The organism is Pseudonocardia lutea, from assembly GCF_042658055.1.
Classification (GTDB): Bacteria; Actinomycetota; Actinomycetes; order Mycobacteriales; family Pseudonocardiaceae; genus Pseudonocardia; species Pseudonocardia lutea.
In genome coordinates this window covers 61,985-78,192 of sequence record NZ_JBHSQK010000041.1, presented here as the reverse complement: position 1 = coordinate 78,192, position 16,208 = coordinate 61,985, and the positions used below count along the sequence as shown (strand labels likewise).

Below are 16,208 nucleotides of genomic sequence, written 5' to 3'. Positions count from 1 at the left end.
CCGACGGGCGCGGGCCGATGACGCCCTGCCCGTGCGGCTCGGGCGAGCCCTACGGGGCGTGCTGCGGCCGCCTGCACGCCGGCGAGCGCGCGGCGACCGCCGAGCAGCTCATGCGCAGCCGGTACGCCGCCTTCGCCCTGGGCGACGAGGCGTACCTGCGGCGGACCTGGCACCGGTCCACCCGGCCGCGGCGGCTGGTGCCGGACCCGACCGTGGAGTGGACGCGTCTGGAGATCGTGGACCGGGTGGCGGGCGGCCCGCTCGACACGGAGGGGATCGTGGAGTTCCGGGCCCACCACCGGGTCGGCGGGCGTGCGGGGGTGCAGGCCGAACGCAGCCGGTTCGTCCGCGAGGACGGGGCCTGGCTCTACCTCACGGCCGAGTGACCGCGTGATGCCGCGACGTGGTCCCGGTCCCGCGGGGTGGCCCCGCGCGCGGGGTGGTCCCGCGGGGTGGTCCCTTCAGCGGCCGGACCAGAGCGGCTCGTAGAGCGCCCACTCGCGCGCCCACGCCGCGTGGTTGCGGGCGGCGCAGCGCGCGTGGACGAGGGCCCGTAGCCCGAGCAGCACCAGGATCCCGACCAGCAGCACCAGCACCGCGCCGACGACGGCGGTGACCCCGGCCTGCAGCTCGTCGACCGGCGGCGGGGCGATCGCCCCGCTCGTGCGGTCGACCCAGACCGGCACGGTCGACCCGGCGGGCTGCGCGCCCAGGACCGGCACGGTCCCGGTGCGCGGGGTGCCGTCCGGCGCGACCCAGGTCGCCGGGGCGGTCACCTGCATGGCCCCCGCGGCGGTGTCGACGCCGATCGCGCCCTCCACCGGCTGGAGGAGCGTGGCGTCGACCGAGACCCGGTTGACCGCGTCGGCGCGCGCCTGCTCGACCCCGTTGCCGTGCAGCTGCATCCCGGTCAGCGCCGCCAGGGCGACGAGCACGAGGCCCAGCACGCCCAGGACCCAGGAGGCCGCCGACTCCACGCGGTCCGTCGTCCGGCGGGGGATCCGGTCGGTCCCCACCGCGGAGTACGGGTGGGGGCGGTCCGAATGATCCGAATTCCCTGGCCGGTGGGATCGCACGTCGGGGGTCCTCTCCACGTCGGTCCCTCCACGGTGCTCCGGGCTGCGGAGTCCGGCAACGCGAGTGAGACCCAGGAGACCGTGGGATCCGTCACGAGGGAGAAGCGGGCCGTCACCGACCGTTCACCGAAGGTCCTCGGCCTCCGGCGGCCTCGGAGCGCCCCACGCGAGCGCCAGCAGGAGCCGCGCCCGGTTCTCCGGGTCGTCGAGCTGGGGCCCGAAGAGCTCGTGGAGCCGCGCCAGGCGGTAGCGCACCGTCTGCGGGTGGACGTGCAGCTCGGCCGCCATCGCCTGCCGGTCACCCAGATGGCGCAGGTACGCGGAGAGCGTCTCGCACAGCCGCTCCCGCGAGGCGGGCGCCGAGGCCTCGAGCGGGCGCAGCACCTGGGCGCGCAGCACCTCCAGCAGCCGCGAGTCGCGGTGCACGATGATCGCGTCGAGGTGCTCCTCGGCGAAGACGGGGTCCTCGGGCAGCACGCCGGTGCGCTGCAGCCGGGCGGCCACCTCGGCGATGTGCAGGCTGGCCGGGAGCCGGTCCGGGGTCACCGTCGGGCCGACGACCGCGCGGGTGCCGCGCAGCATCGCGGTCAGCCGCTGCCGCCGCCCGGTCTGCGCCGGGTCCGGCACGATCGCCCCGGACAGCCGCGCCCGGTTGATCAGCAGCGAGGCGGGGTCGAACCGGGACAGCACCCCGTGCCCGAGCAGGCTGTCGTCCTGCACCAGCACGACGGCGACCTCCTGCGGCACCTGCCAGCCCGCGCGCGCCGCGGCGGCCTGCACCGCCCCCTCGGTCGCCCGGTCGGACAGCAGCAGCTCGACCAGCTCCTCGCGCAGCCGCTCGCGGGCCACCGCGGCCTCGGACTGCTCCAGCACGAAGCCGTGCGCCGCCGACGACGACAGCCGGTCCACGAACGCGAACACGCCCTCGGCCAGCCCGGCCAGGACCGCGGGCTCGAGCTGCAGGTCGACCGCCACCAGCGCGACGTGCCGCCAGAACACCCGCGCCCCGAGCTGGAAGGCCGACAGCAGCGTCGAGACGTCCCTTCCCTCCCGCCACTGCGTCCGGCCGATCTCCTCGAACAGCTCCTGCTCGCCGAACCCCGACGGGTGGTCCCCCGTGAGCTCCCCCGGGCCGTCGCCCTCGTTGCTGGCGGCGACCAGGTGGTGCAACGCGTGGTGCGCGGCCGCGGCCACCTCGACCCGATTCGCGTCGACGAACCGGGCGTAATCCGGCCATTCGGTCAACAATGCCGCACTGACCTCCTCCAGCACGGCGGGGACCCGCGCGAGCAGGGCGTCGACGAGGCCGTCCGTCCCGGTGCGCGGCGTGTCCACTCCGGAGTTGTACGCCCGGAGGGGCGACGACCGCACCCCTTTTGTACGTTCGTGACAATTCTCGACCGAAAGAATTAACGCGGGTTGAGGAGAGACCCACGGCCGTCCTGCGACACGATCAGCGCCGTGGGACGGGGGAACGGGACGCCCGGCGGGGCGTCGGGAGGCGCGCGCGCCGGTTCGGCGGAGGCCGGCCGTCCGTCCGTGTCCGGCCCGTCCACGGCGGGTCCCGCCGCCGACCCGACCGATCCCGTCGGTGCCGACCGGTTGCGCCGGGCCGAGGCCACCGAGAACTTCCCGGTCGCGATGCGCGTCCTCCCCGCGCGGTATCGCCGCAGGTTGCGGGCGGTGTACGACGTCGTACGGACGATCGACGACCTGGGCGACGAGGGCACCGGCACCCCGGCCGAGCGGATCGCGGCGCTCGAGGCCTTCCGCGCGGACCTGCACGCGGCCGCGCCCACGCGCCCCGCGCTGCGCCGGCTGGCGGCGGTCGCACCCGACCTCCCCGCCGAGCCGTTCGACCGGCTCCTCGACGCGAACGTCCAGGACCAGCGGACCGCGACCTACGACACCTGGGACGCACTCCTCGGGTACTGCGCCCTGTCGGCGGACCCCATCGGGCGGCTCGTGCTGGCGGTGTTCGACGTGCCGGCGGACGGCGAGCTCGAGCACGCCTCGGACGCCGTCTGCACGGCGCTGCAGCTGCTGGAGCACCTGCAGGACGTCCGCGAGGACCGCGGCCGGGGCCGGATCTACCTGCCCGCCGAGGACCGCGCCGCGTTCGGCGTGACCGAGGCCGAGCTGGACCGCGCGGTCGCCACGGACGCCCTGCGCGCCCTCGTCCGGCACGAGACGCGGCGCGCGGAGCAGCTGCTCGACGCGGGGACGCCGATCGTCGGCGCGCTCCGCGGCTGGCCGCAGCTCGCCGCGGCCGGGTACGTCGCCGGGGGCCGGGCGGCCGCCGACGCGCTACGCCGGGTGGACGGCGAGGTCCTGGGCCGGGCCGCGGAGGCCGCGCACAGCCGGAAAAGGGATGTGTTGCGGCACCTGCCCGCGGTACTCCTGCGCGAACGATCACCCCTGGCGGGGTCCGGCCGGGCGCGCCGGCCGGTTCCCGCGCGCCGGGACCGGCCCCGACCGGACCTCCCGCGCCCGACCCCCCGGAGCTGCCGATGACCGACCCCGCCCGACCGACCGTCACCACCGCCGCCACGCCCGACCGCTCCTCCGACCCGCACGCGTCCACCGGCCCCGGGACCGAGCGCCCCACCGACCGCACGCCCGTCGACTACTCCGCCGACCTCCCCGCCGCCTACGCCGCCTGCGAGGAGATCACCCGCCGCGAGGCCCGCAACTTCTCCTACGGGATCCGCCTCCTGCCGGCCCCGAAGCGCGCGGCGCTCTCGGCCGTCTACGCCCTCGCCCGCCGGATCGACGACATCGGCGACGGCGACTTCGACCCGCCCGGCGGGGTCGGCGCGGTCTCCTTCGCCCAGAAGTCCGCCGCGTTGGCCGAGGTCCGGGCGTCCGTGCAGGCGATGCGCGACCGGGTGCCCGACCCGACCGACCCCGTGCTGGTCGGCGTCGCCGATGCGGCCCGCCGCTACCCGATCCCGCTCGGCGCCTTCGAGGAGTTGGTCGACGGGGTCGAGGCCGACGCGCGGATGGACGACGAGGCGGCGCGAACCGGCGAACCGGCCCGCCCCCACGCGACGTTCGACGAGATGACGGTCTACTGCCGGCAGGTCGCGGGCTCGGTGGGCCGGCTGTGCCTGGGCATCTTCGGCTCCCGCCCGGACCCGCACGCCGCCGGGTACGCCGACCGGCTCGGCATCGCGCTGCAGCAGACCAACATCCTCCGCGACATCCGGGAGGACCTGCGCAACGGCCGCGTCTACCTGCCCACGGACGAGCTCGCGCGGTTCGGCGCCGCGCTGCGGCTGGACGCGTCCGGCGCCCTGGCCGACCCGGACGGCGCGCTCGCCGCCTACATCCGGTTCGCCGCGGACCGGGCACGCGGCTGGTACGCCGAGGGCCTGAAGCTGCTGCCGCTGCTCGACCGCCGCAGCGCCGCCTGCGCCGGCGCCATGGCGGGCATCTACCGGCGGCTGCTCGAGGACATCGCCGCCGACCCGCGGTCGGTGTACGCGCAACGGCGGTCGCTGTCGGGGGCGCAGAAGATCGGGGTGGCGCTGCGGGCCCTGGCGGGGCGGACCGCGTGAGGGGCGGGGCGCGGGTCGCGGTCGTCGGCGGGGGGCTCGCCGGCGTGGCCGCCGCGCTCCGGTGCGCCGACGCGGGGCTCACGGTCACCCTGCTGGAGTCGCGTGCCCGGCTCGGCGGCGTCGCGGGCTCGTTCACCCGCTCCGTGCAGGCGGACTCGGAGGCGGGGGAGCTGGCCGTGGACACCGGCCAGCACGTCCTCCTCCGCTGCTGCACGGCCTACCGCGATCTCGTCGCGCGGCTCGGCGCCGCAGACCTGATCCTGCTCCAGGAGCGGCTGGACATCCCGGTGCTGGCGCCCGGTGCCGCTCCGGCCCGGCTGCGCCGCACCGGCCTGCCCGCCCCCCTGCACCTGGGAGCCGCCCTGCTGCGCTACCGCCACCTCTCCGTCGCCGACCGGTTCCGGCTGGCCCGGGCCGCGCTCGCGCTCGGCCGGGTCGACCGAACGGACCCCGAGACGGACGCCCGGTCCTTCGGCGACTGGCTCGCCGCCCACGGGCAGGGCCCCCGGGCCGTCGACGCGCTGTGGGACCTGGTCGGCATCGCCACCCTCAACGCCCGAGCCGGCGAGGCCTCCCTCGCGCTCGCCGCCACGGTGTTCCAGCTCGGCCTGCTCACCGACGCCGCCGCGGGCGACATCGGCTGGGCCACCGCGCCGCTCGGCGCGATCCACGACGACGCCGCCCGCCGCGCCCTCGCGGCGGCCGGTGTGGAGGTGAGGCGGTCCGCGAAGGTGCGGGCGCTCGTGCAGGACGGGACCGACCCGGACGGCCGGTGGCGGGTCCTCGTGGGAACGACCGACGGAGAGGAGGAGCTCGTGACCGACCGGATCGTCTCCGCCGTGCCCCCGGGCCCGGCGGAGCGGCTGCTGCCCGCGGGAGCGCTCCCGCTGCCCGAGGGCTGGGCCGCGCGGCTGGGCAGCACCCCCATCGTCAACGTGCACGTCGTCTACGACCGGCGGGTGCTCGACTCCCCCTTCGCGGCGGGCGTCGGCACTCCCGTCCAGTGGGTCTTCGACCGGACCGCGCAGTCCGGTGCCGCGGCCGTCTACGGGCCGCGGGCCCAGTACCTCGCCGTCTCGCTCTCCGCGGCCGACGACCTCGCCCGCCTGCCCGCGGCCGCGCTGCGGGAGCGGTTCCTGCCGGCGCTCGGGGCGCTGCTGCCGGCCGCCCGGGAGGCGGTGGTCCTCGAGTCCTTCGTGACCCGCGAGCCGCACGCCACCTTCCGCGGTGCTCCGGGCCAGGCCGCCTTCCGGCCCGGCCCCCGCACCGCGCGGCCCGGCCTGTACGTGGCCGGCGCGTGGACCGACACCGGGTGGCCCGCGACGATGGAGGGTGCGGTGCGCAGCGGCGAGGCCGCCGCCGCGGCCCTGCTCGCGGACCGGGCGGACCTCCCCGCGGAGGTGGCCGCATGACCGCCGTCCTGGGTCGCCACGACACCGTCCCCGCCGGGCCGGACGTCCCCGCCCTGCTCGCGGGCTGCCGGGACGCCGTCACGCCCGCGCTGCAGGCCGCCGTCGCCCGGCTCGACACCGCCAGCCGCGAGCAGGCCGAGTACCACCTGGGCTGGGTCGAGCTCGACGGCTCGCCGGGCCGCGGCGGCGGCAAGGCAGTCCGGCCGGCGCTGGCGCTGCTGTCCGCCCGGGCCGCGGGGGCACCCGCCGGGACCGGGCTCGCGGGCGCCGTGGCGGTGGAGCTGGTGCACAACTTCTCCCTGCTGCACGACGACCTCATGGACGGCGACACCGAGCGCCGCCACCGGCCGACCGTCTGGGCCCGCTGGGGCGCGGCCTCGGCGATCCTGTGCGGCGACGCCCTGCTCGCCCTGGCCACCGAGGTGCTGCTGGAGGACCCGTCGCCGCACGCGGCCGAGGCGGCACGGCTGATCGCCACCACCACCCGGGAGCTGATCCGCGGGCAGGCCGAGGACGTCGCGTTCGAGGACCGCACGGACGTGGGCGTCGACGAGTGCCTCTCCATGGCCGCCGGCAAGACCGGGTCGCTGCTGGCCACCAGCGCCGCCATCGGCGCCGTCCTGGCCGGGGCGCCGCCCGCGACCGTCGCCGGCCTGCGGGACTACGGCGCGGCGGTCGGGCTGGCCTTCCAGCTCGTCGACGACCTGCTCGGGATCTGGGGCGACCCGGCCGTCACCGGCAAACCCGTGCTGTCCGACCTGCGCTCGCGCAAGAAGTCCCTGCCGGTGACCTTCGCCGTGCAACGGGGCGGCGCGGCCGGGCAGGAGCTGGCCGCGTGGCTGGCCCGGTCCGGGGAGCAGACCGAACCGGAGCTCCGCGNCCTCGTCGAACGCGGCGGCGGACGCGCGTGGGCCGCCGCCGAGGCGCGGCGGCAGATCGACCTCGCCGAACGGGCCCTCACCGGTGCCGGGCTCGCCGACGGCCCGCGCGCGGAGCTCGTCGCGCTCGGGCGCCACCTCACGAACCGCGACTTCTGACCCCGGCGACGCTGCCCGCCGATCCTTCACACAGGGAGAACTGGTGACCCTCACCGCACCGGAGAACCGCACGACCGAGGCGGGTGACGCCCGGCGGACGCTCGACGCGGCCGTCGGGTTCCTCAGGTCGATCCAGCACGAGCGCGGCTGGTGGCAGGGCGACCTCGAGACCAACGTGACGATGGACGCCGAGGACCTGCTCATGCGGGAGTTCCTGGGCATCCGCACCGCGCGCGAGACCGAGGAGGCCGCGCGCTGGATCCGCTCGCAGCAGCGTTCCGACGGCACCTGGGCGACCTTCGCGGGCGGCCCCGGCGACCTGTCCACCACCGTCGAGGCCTGGGTGGCGCTGCGGCTGGCCGGCGACGATCCCGGCGCCGGCCACATGCGGGCGGCGGAGAAGTTCGTCCAGGCCGAGGGCGGCCTCGAGCGCTCCCGGGTGTTCACCCGGATCTGGCTGGCCCTGTTCGGCCTGTGGTCCTGGGACGACCTGCCGAACATGCCCCCGGAGCTGATCTTCCTGCCGAAGTGGTTCCCGCTGAACGTCTACGACTGGGCGTGCTGGGCCCGCCAGACCGTGGTGCCGCTGACGATCGTCGCCACCCTGCGGCCCGTCAGGCCGCTGCCCTTCGCCGTCGACGAGCTGCGGTCCGGCGCGGCCCCGGAGCGGTTCGACGCGCCGTGGACCTGGTCCGGGGTCTTCCAGCGGCTCGACGTCGGCCTGCACGCCTACGCGAGGCGGCCGGTCGCGCCGCTGCGGCGGCTGGCGATGCGGCGCGGGGCGGAGTGGATCCTGGCCCGGCAGGAGGCCGACGGCGGCTGGGGCGGGATCCAGCCGCCGTGGGTGTACTCGCTGCTCGCGCTGCACCTGCTCGGCTATCCGCTCGACCACCCGGCGATGAGGGCCGGCCTCGCGGGCTTCGAGCGGTTCCTCGTCCGCCGGGAGACCCCGGACGGCACGATCCGCATGCTCGAGGCCTGCCAGTCCCCCGTCTGGGACACCTGCCTGGCCGTGACCGCCCTGCTCGACGCCGGCGTCCCCGCCGACGACCCCGCGGTCGTCCGGGCCTCGACCTGGATGCTCGACGAGGAGATCCGGGGCGTCCGCGGGGACTGGGCGGTCCGCCGCCCGGAGCTCCCCGTGGGCGGCTGGGCCTTCGAGTTCGACAACGACGGCTACCCCGACACGGACGACACCGCCGAGGTGGTGCTCGCCCTGCGCCGGGTCGACCACCCGGAGCCGGGGCGCCTGCGCGCCGCGGTCGACCTCGGCATCACCTGGAACATCGGCATGCAGTCGAGCGACGGCGGTTGGGGCGCCTTCGACGCGGACAACACGCGCGAGCTCGTCACCAAGCTGCCCTTCTGCGACTTCGGCGCGGTCATCGACCCGCCGTCGGCCGACGTCACCGCGCACGTGGTCGAGATGCTCGCCCACGAGGGCCTGGCCGACGGCGAGGCGTGCCGGCGCGGGGTGCGGTGGCTGCTCGACCACCAGGAGCCCGACGGCTCGTGGTTCGGCCGGTGGGGCACCAACCACGTCTACGGCACCGGCGGCGTCGTCCCGGCGCTGGTCGCGGCGGGGATCCGCGCCTCCGACCCGGCGGTCCGGCGCGCGGTCGCCTGGCTGGAGCGCCACCAGAACGCCGACGGCGGGTGGGGCGAGGACATCCGCTCCTACGCCGACCGGAGCTGGGTCGGCCGCGGCGAGTCGACCGCCTCGCAGACCGCGTGGGGGCTGCTCGCGCTGGTCGCGGCCGGCGAGGCGCGCTCCGCGGCGGCCCGCCGCGCCGTCGGGTTCCTCGCCGCCACCCAGCTGCCCGACGGCAGCTGGGAGGAGGAGATGTACACGGGCACCGGCTTCCCGGGCGCCTTCTACATCCGCTACCGGCTCTACCGGATGGTCTTCCCCGTCTCCGCCCTCGGGCGCTGGTGCCAGGAGGTGGGCGCATGAGTGCACCGCGAGCCGTACCGGCCCTGGGGCCGCCGGTCGTCTGCGCGCCGCTGGGCGTGGAACGGGCGGCCCTGCGCGGCGTGATCGGCGACGCGACCGTCGTGCGGACCGGGATGGGCCCGGTGCGCGCGCAGGCCTCGGCGGCGTGGATCGCCTCGGGCGGCCCCCGTCCGGTCCTGGTCACCGGCGTGGCCGGTGCGCTGGACGCCGCGGTCAGGGCCGGCGACCTGGTCGTGGCCGACGAGATCCGGTTCACGGACTTCCGCGCACCGGTGCCCGTCCCGACCGCGGCCCCGCTCGCCGCGGCGCTGCGCCGGCTCGGGCTGCGGGTGCACCTCGGCCCGGTCGTCTCCTCCCCGACGGTGGTCGACGGCGCGCGGCGCACCGGCCTGGGCCGGGAGGGCGCCCTCGCCGTCGACATGGAGTCCGGGCGGCTCGCCGACGCGGCCGCCGGCGGGCCGTTCGCGGTCGTCCGGGCGATCGTCGACACCCCGGAGGCGCCGCTCGTCCGGCCGGGCACCCCGGTCCGCGGCTTCACCGCCCTTCGGTCGCTGCGCCGCGCCGCCCCGGCGCTGCGGGAGTGGTTCGCCGCGGTGTGGACGGCACCCGCCGCGCGGGAGGTCGTGCTCGCCGAGCCGCGGAGCTTCTGCGCCGGGGTGGAGCGGGCGATCGACATCGTCGACCGCGCGCTCGACCGCTACGGGGCGCCGGTCTACGTGCGGCGGCAGATCGTGCACAACGCCCACGTCGTGCGGCGGCTGACCGAGCGCGGCGCGGTGTTCGTCCAGGAGGTCGAGGAGGTGCCGCGGGGCGCGACCTGCGTGCTCGCCGCGCACGGCGTGTCCCCCGCGGTCCGCGCCCAGGCCGAGGCCCGTGACCTCGCCGTGATCGACGCGACCTGCCCGCTCGTCGCCAAGGTGCACGCCGAGGTCAAGCGGAACACGGGCCGCGGCGAGACCGTCTTCCTCATCGGCCACTCCGACCACGAGGAGGTCGAGGGCACGGTGGGCGAGGCGCCCGCCGACATCGTCGTGGTCGAGGACGAGGCCATGGCCCACACGGTGACCGCACCCGACCCGGGCCGCGTCTCCTACGCGATGCAGACCACCCTCGCGGTGGACGAGGCCGAGCGGATCGCCGCGGTGCTGCGCGGCCGGTTCCCGGCGATCTCCGCCCCCCGCCGCGACGACATCTGCTACGCCACCACGAACCGTCAGCGCGCGATCCGCGCGGTGGCCGCCGGGACCGACCTCGTGCTCGTGGTCGGCTCGGAGAACTCGTCGAACTCCCGCCGGCTGGCCGAGGTGGCCGCCCGCGCCGGGACCCCGGCCCACCTCGTCGACGACGTCGGCGGGATCGACCTGACCTGGCTCCGCGGGGCCCGGCGGGTCGGGGTCAGCGCGGGGGCGTCGGCGCCCCCGGAGCTCGTCGACGAGGTCGTGTCCTGTCTCTCCGGCCTCGGCCCGGTCGCCGTCTCGACGACCACGACCGGGACCGAGGACGTCGTCTTCACCCTTCCCAAGGAGGTGAGCTGACATGGACGTCCCTGCGAGCGAGCTCGCGAGCGAACCCTCTGCGCCGGCACACCCCTCCCCTCGCGCTCACCTCGAAGGACAGTGATCCCATGGCCATGCCACTGCGCCAGTCGATCCGTCTCGGTTCGTACCTGCTGAAGCAGAAGATCAAGGGGACCGAGAAGTACCCGATCCTGGTCGAGCTCGAACCGCTGTTCGCCTGCAACCTCAAGTGCAACGGCTGCGGCAAGATCCAGCAGCCCGCGCACCTGCTCAAGCAGCGCATGCCGGTCGACCAGGCCGTGAACGCCGTCGTCGAGAGCGGCGCCCCGATGGTCTCCATCGCCGGCGGCGAGCCGCTGATGCACAAGGAGATCGACGTCATCGTCCGGCGGCTGCTGGACCTCGGCAAGATCGTGTTCCTGTGCACCAACGCGGTGCTGCTGCCCAAGCACCTGCACCGCTTCACCCCGCACAAGAACTTCGCCTGGATGGTGCACATCGACGGGCTGCGCGAGCGGCACGACGAGTCGGTGGCCAAGGAGGGCGTGTTCGACCAGGCCGTGGCCGCCATCCGGATGGCCCAGGAGGCCGGGTTCCGGGTCAACACGAACACCACGTTCTTCGACACCGACACCCCGCAGGACGTCATCGACGTGCTCGACTACCTCAACGACGAGCTCAAGGTCGACAACATGCAGATCTCGCCGGGGTACGCCTACGAGAAGGCCCCGGACCAGGAGCACTTCCTGGGCGTGCAGCAGACCCGCGAGCTGTTCAAGAAGGCCTTCGACGGCGGCCGGCGGCGGAGGTGGCGGCTCAACCACTCCTCGGTCTTCCTGGACTTCCTCGAGGGGCGCCGGGACCTCGAGTGCACGGCGTGGGCCATCCCCTCGTACTCGCTGCTCGGCTGGCAGAAGCCCTGCTACCTGCTCGAGGACGGCCACGTGAAGACCTACAAGGAGCTGATCGAGGACACCGACTGGGAGGCCTACGGGCGCGGCAGGGACGAGCGCTGCGCCAACTGCATGGCCCACTGCGGCTACGAGCCCTCGGCGGTGTTCGCCACGCTGGGGTCGCTGCGGGACACCATCCGCACCGCCGCGGGCGCCTGAGCGGGACCCGGGAGAAGGTCGGGGAGCAGATCGGGCAGGTCGGCACGGTGCCGGGGCGGGGACCCACGGGGAGGTCACAACGGGCAACCGGCCCGTTATCTCCCCGTGATCCCGCCCGCTACACTCCGGCACACGCGTTCGACCGAGAGCGCGGCCTGGTACCCCGAGCCGACAAGGACCTGCATGCCGGAGCACCGGATGACGACTCTGATCCACCTCCCCCCGGTCGGAGCCCTGCTGCGGCACGCCGGCCGTCCGCTGCTGGAGTCGACGCTCATCCCCCTCCTGCTGTTCTGGATCCTGTTCACCCACGAGGGGTTCGAGGCCGGGATGATCGGCGCGCTGGCGTGGTCGGCGCTGGCCATCGGCCGGCGGGTCGTCACCCGGCGGAAGATCCCGGCCGTGCTGTGGCTGAGCACGGTCCTGCTCGTCGCCCGCACCGTCGTCGGGCTGTGGAGCGGGTCCGCGTTCCTCTACTTCCTGCAGCCCACCGTGCAGAACTTCGTGTTCGCGGGGCTGCTGCTGGTCACGCTCGGGCTGGAGCGACCCCTGCTGGCCAAGCTGGCGGACGACTTCTGCGCCTTTCCGGACGCGCTGACCCAGCACCCGCGCATGAAGAGCTTCTTCAAGAAGGTCTCGCTGCTGTGGGCGGCGGTCTTCCTGGTCAACGGGATCACCACCCTCGCGGTGCTGGCCACGCAGACCGTCGGCGACTTCCTCATGGTGTCCACCGCCGGCTCGTACTCGCTGGTGGCGGTGGGCATCGGGCTCTCGCTGTGGTGGTTCCACCGCTCGCTGGCGGGCGAGGGCATCGGGCTGCGGATCGGCGTGCCGCAGCCGAAGCTGCGCGTGGGCTGACCCCGACCGCAGTACGGAGCCATGACGCGTACCAGCACCTGGCTCAGAGGGCGTCGTGGAGCCATGACGCGCTCGGCTCAGAGGCGGCGGGCCAGGTCCTCGAGCTCGGCGTCGAGGGTGCGCCGGGAGAACTCCCGGGCCCGCCGGCTCAGCTCTTCCCGGCCGCCGGGGTCGGCGCGCAGCCGTCGGACCGCCGCGGTGACGTCCGCGGGCCGCGGGCAGACCACCGCGAGCCCGGCCTCCTCGGTCATCCGGGCCCCGGCGCGGCCGTGCCCCGGCACGGGGTTCGCGAACAGCACGGGCGTGCCGACGGCGAGCGACTCGCTGGCGATCATGCCGCCCGCGGTGGTGAGCACCAGGTCCGCCGCCGTGATCAGCTCGGGCACCCGGTCGGTCCAGCCCAGCGCCGTCAGCCCCGGCGCGCCGCGGGCGGCCAGCCGGGTCCGCAGCCGTTCGTTGCGCCCGCACAGCACCACGGCCTCGACCGGGGGTCCCTCCCCCGCCCCGCCGGCCAGCACGGCGTCGACCACGCCCTCCATGCCCCCGAAGGCCAGCGAGCCGCCGGTCACCAGGACCACGAACGCCCCTGCGGGCAGACCGAGCGCGCGCCGGGTGGCCGCGCGGTCGCCGGGACGGAAGCGCTTGTCGACCGCCGCCGGCGCCACCCGCACCTCGGCCTCCGGGACCAGGCCCGCGGCCTGCGCGCGACTGGCGGGCAGCAGCGTCCAGGTCTCGTCGACGTCCGCCCACACCCAGAACGGGTGCACCGCGACGTCCGTGACGACCGCGACGCTGCGGGCGGGCAGCTGTCCGCGGCGGCGCAGCCAGGAGAGCCCGCCGCTGATCATCGGGTAGGTGGACACCACCAGGTCGGGGCGCTCCTCGCGCAGCAGCGGGGCCAGCGACCGGCCGAGCCGGGCGGCCGCCACGTGCTTGCAGAGCGCGGCGAACCGCGGATGGCGGACCAGCAGGTCGTAGCCCAGGCCGTACAGGCCGGGCGCCCAGCGCATGGTCACGGCGTAGGAGCGGCGCAGCACCGCGTCCCGCAGGCCGCTGCCACGCCCGCCGCTCGCGCTCTCCACCTCGTGCACCTCGGCCCCGGGCCACAGCTCGCGCATCCGCGCCGCGAGGGCGCGGGCGGCCGCCACGTGCCCCTCCCCCACCGGGGCCGAGAGCACCAGGACCCGGCGTGGCGCTGGACCGTCCATACAGGACACCCTACCCCCGTCCCCGCTCCCCGAATCACTCCCCAGGCAAGGACGACATGACCGATCCGCAACGGTTGCTGCTGGTCACCGGCAGCCTGGGCGCGGGCCACCACGCGGCCGCCCGCGCCGTCGAGGAGCGCGCCCGGCGGCTGTGGCCGGGCGTCGAGGTGACCTGGACCGAGACCCTCGACGGCATGGGCCGGCGGACCGGCCCGGTGTTCCGGGCCGTCTACGCCGGGTGCGTCCGGTACCTGCCCTGGCTCTACGCGCTGTACTTCCGCCTGCTGTGGCACGTGCCGTTCTTCCGGGCCGGCACCCGCGCGGTCGTCGGGCGGTGGAGCGGCCGCGGCCTGGAGCCGGTGCTCCGCGAGCACCGCCCGGACCTGGTCGTCGCCACCTTCCCCGAGGGCATCACCGGCCTGGCGTGGCTGCGCCGCCACGGGCGGTTGCCGGTGCCGTCGGTCGCGCTGGTCGCCCTGGTCAACGACCCCGCCCCGCACCCGCTGTGGGCCTCTCCGCTGCTGGACCTGCACCTCGTCAGCACCGAGGAGGGCGCCGCGCTGCTGCGCCGGACCGCGCCGGGCGCGGCGGTCCGGGTGGCCGCCCTCCCGGTGCTCTCGGCGTTCACCCCGCCCGAGGAGGCGCCCCGGGAGCGACCCCGCGCCCTGGTCTCCTGCGGCTCGCTCGCCTTCGGCGACGTCGCCGCGGCCTGCGCGGGCGCGCTCGACGCCGGCGCCGACGTGCTCGTCACCACGGGCCGGCTGCCCGCGCTGCGCCGCCGGCTGCAGCGGCTGGCCGGCAGCCACCCGCACGGGGCGCGGCTCACCGTCGTCGACTGGATCGACGACCCGGCCTCCGCCACCCGGGAGGCCGACCTGGTGATCACCAACGGTGGGGGGGCGACCGCGCTCGAGGCCCTCGCCTGCGCCCGGCCGCTGCTGCTCGCCGACCCGATCCCCGGGCACGGGCGGGCCAACGCCGAGGTGCTCGCCGCCGCGGGTCTCGCGCGGATCTGCCGCGGCCGGGCGGGCGTGGCGGAGGCGCTCGCGGACCTGCGCGACCCCGGCGCGCGGGCGGTCGCGGTCAAGGACCTGCGACGCCGGCTCGAGGCCCACGACCTGGACCGGGACGTCGCGGCGCTGGACGGCCTCGGCGCGGCCGGCCCGGTGGCGCCCGCCGAGCAGCGGCTGCGCCCGCAGGACGCGCTGTTCGTGCACGCGGCCACGCGGGAGGTCCCGCAGCAGGTCGGCGCCCGGATCACGGTGCAGGGCGCGCCGGCCGAGGGCTGGGTGGAGCACCTCGACGCCCTGGTCCGCGAGCGCGCGCCCGGCCTCGACCTGCTGAACCGGCGGCTGGCCACGGCGCGGCCGGGCCGGCCGCTGCGCTGGGTGCACGATCCCGCCCCCGACCCGGCGGCCCACGTCCGGCGCGAGGTCTGGCGGATCGGGCCGCGCGGCGACCACCCGAGCTGGGACGCGGCCGTCACGGCCTTCTTCGCCGACCCGCTCGACCCCGGGCTGGGCTGGGAGGTGCAGGCCGCCTGTGCCGACACCGGCGAGGCCGCCGTGCTGGCCCGGGTCCACCACGCGCTCGGCGACGGGCTGGCGGTCACGGACGGGCTGATCCGCCTGCTCACCGACGAGAACGCCGGCACGCCGGCCGCCCGGCTCGCCGCCGTCGGCCCCGAGGGCCGCAACGAGCGGCTCCGGCACGCCCTCACCGTCGTCCGGGGGATCGCGAGCCTCGCCACCGCCGGGCCCGCGGGGCGGTCGCCGCTGGTCGGGCGCTCGGCACCCGGACCGCAGCGGCTCTCCGTCGATCTCGACGGCGCCGCGGTGCGCCGCGCCGCGCGCGCCCACGGCGTCGGCACCACGGTGCTGGTCCTGGCCGCCCTCGCGCAGACGCTGCACGAGGAGCTCGACGTGCCGCCGCGGATCCGCACGATGGTGCCGATGACGACCCGCACGCGCGCGGGGGTCGGCAGCCGGGCCGGCGGGAACCGGACGGCCGCGGTCTCGGTCGACCTGCCGACCGGCCCGATGAGCCGGGCCGAGCGGATCGCGCGGGTGGACCGCGCGCTGGCCGCCGGCTCGTCGGCGGGCCAGCCGGAGGGGGCGGCGGCCGTGCTGGCCGCGCTGGGCCTGCTCCCCGGCCGCGTGCAGGCGCCGCTGGTCCGGTTCGTCTACGGTCGGCGCTTCTTCCACCTGCTCGCCTCGGTCATGCCGGGGGCGCGCCGCCCGTTGCACGTGCGCGGCGGGCTGATCACCACCGTGCAGCCGGTGCTGCCGCTCGCCGACGGCGTCGGGCTGGCCGTCGGGGCGCTGCACTGGGGTCGCCACACCTGCGTCGGGATCACCGTGGACCCCGCGGTCGTTCCCGTGATCGAGGGAATACCTGCTGGCCTGAGGCGGTCGTTGGGGAGTATGCAGCTACCCGAACGCTGAGCGGAGCTCACGGTGCGAAGATCAGCACCG

Annotated in this window: 13 protein-coding genes; 10 read left to right on the top strand and 3 right to left on the bottom strand. The window is 76.3% G+C overall.

Going from position 1 to position 16,208, the window contains the following annotated elements; all coding sequences use genetic code 11:
• The first annotated feature begins 17 nt into the window (after positions 1–17).
• Positions 18–386: a YchJ family protein gene (locus ACFQH9_RS17140; RefSeq protein WP_379567135.1), complete on the top strand. Its 369-nt coding sequence runs from the start codon at positions 18–20 to the stop codon at positions 384–386.
• Between the two features lie 75 nt (positions 387–461).
• Here ACFQH9_RS17140 and ACFQH9_RS17135 read toward each other — a convergent pair whose 3' ends face one another.
• Together ACFQH9_RS17135 and ACFQH9_RS17130 are read right to left on the bottom strand one after the other, a co-directional pair.
• Positions 462–1,016 (bottom strand): Rv1733c family protein, encoded by a 555-nt coding sequence (locus ACFQH9_RS17135; protein WP_465269533.1) that lies wholly within the window; start codon positions 1,014–1,016, stop codon positions 462–464.
• A gap of 183 nt (positions 1,017–1,199) precedes the next feature.
• Complete coding sequence (locus ACFQH9_RS17130; protein WP_379567133.1) at positions 1,200–2,411, bottom strand: PucR family transcriptional regulator; 1,212 nt, start codon at positions 2,409–2,411, stop codon at positions 1,200–1,202.
• Positions 2,412–2,615: 204 nt separating this feature from the next.
• Here ACFQH9_RS17130 and hpnC point away from each other — a divergent pair, with 204 nt between their 5' ends.
• From hpnC to ACFQH9_RS17090, 8 genes are all read left to right on the top strand, one after another.
• Positions 2,616–3,590, top strand: a complete 975-nt coding sequence (hpnC, locus tag ACFQH9_RS17125; protein ID WP_379567132.1) for a squalene synthase HpnC — start codon at positions 2,616–2,618, stop codon at positions 3,588–3,590.
• Positions 3,587–4,636 carry a squalene/phytoene synthase family protein gene (locus ACFQH9_RS17120; RefSeq protein WP_379567131.1) on the top strand — a complete coding sequence of 350 codons (1,050 nt, stop codon included), beginning with the start codon at positions 3,587–3,589 and terminating at the stop codon, positions 4,634–4,636. Before hpnC ends, ACFQH9_RS17120 begins: the two co-directional genes overlap by 4 nt.
• Entirely contained in the window at positions 4,633–6,048 is a 1,416-nt protein-coding gene (gene hpnE, locus ACFQH9_RS17115) for a hydroxysqualene dehydroxylase HpnE (RefSeq protein WP_379567130.1), read from the top strand. Before ACFQH9_RS17120 ends, hpnE begins: the two co-directional genes overlap by 4 nt.
• Entirely contained in the window at positions 6,045–7,085 is a 1,041-nt protein-coding gene (locus ACFQH9_RS17110) for a polyprenyl synthetase family protein (RefSeq protein ID WP_379567129.1), read from the top strand. Before hpnE ends, ACFQH9_RS17110 begins: the two co-directional genes overlap by 4 nt.
• A 43-nt stretch (positions 7,086–7,128) precedes the next feature.
• Entirely contained in the window at positions 7,129–9,039 is a 1,911-nt protein-coding gene (gene shc, locus ACFQH9_RS17105) for a squalene--hopene cyclase (RefSeq protein ID WP_379567128.1), read from the top strand.
• On the top strand, positions 9,036–10,574 hold the full coding sequence (gene ispH / locus ACFQH9_RS17100) for a 4-hydroxy-3-methylbut-2-enyl diphosphate reductase (RefSeq protein ID WP_379567127.1): 1,539 nt from the start codon (positions 9,036–9,038) through the stop codon (positions 10,572–10,574). Before shc ends, ispH begins: the two co-directional genes overlap by 4 nt.
• Positions 10,575–10,663: 89 nt before the next feature.
• Positions 10,664–11,668 carry an adenosyl-hopene transferase HpnH gene (hpnH, locus tag ACFQH9_RS17095; protein ID WP_379567126.1) on the top strand — a complete coding sequence of 335 codons (1,005 nt, stop codon included), beginning with the start codon at positions 10,664–10,666 and terminating at the stop codon, positions 11,666–11,668.
• A 198-nt stretch (positions 11,669–11,866) separates the two neighbouring features.
• Entirely contained in the window at positions 11,867–12,526 is a 660-nt protein-coding gene (locus ACFQH9_RS17090; protein ID WP_379567125.1) for a VC0807 family protein, read from the top strand.
• A gap of 77 nt (positions 12,527–12,603) precedes the next feature.
• Here the strand turns inward: ACFQH9_RS17090 and ACFQH9_RS17085 are convergent, their stop codons facing one another.
• Positions 12,604–13,734 carry an MGDG synthase family glycosyltransferase gene (locus tag ACFQH9_RS17085; RefSeq protein WP_379567124.1) on the bottom strand — a complete coding sequence of 377 codons (1,131 nt, stop codon included), beginning with the start codon at positions 13,732–13,734 and terminating at the stop codon, positions 12,604–12,606.
• A gap of 56 nt (positions 13,735–13,790) precedes the next feature.
• Here ACFQH9_RS17085 and ACFQH9_RS17080 point away from each other — a divergent pair, with 56 nt between their 5' ends.
• Positions 13,791–16,178 (top strand): WS/DGAT domain-containing protein, encoded by a 2,388-nt coding sequence (locus ACFQH9_RS17080; RefSeq protein WP_379567123.1) that lies wholly within the window; start codon positions 13,791–13,793, stop codon positions 16,176–16,178.
• The last annotated feature ends 30 nt before the right edge of the window (positions 16,179–16,208 follow it).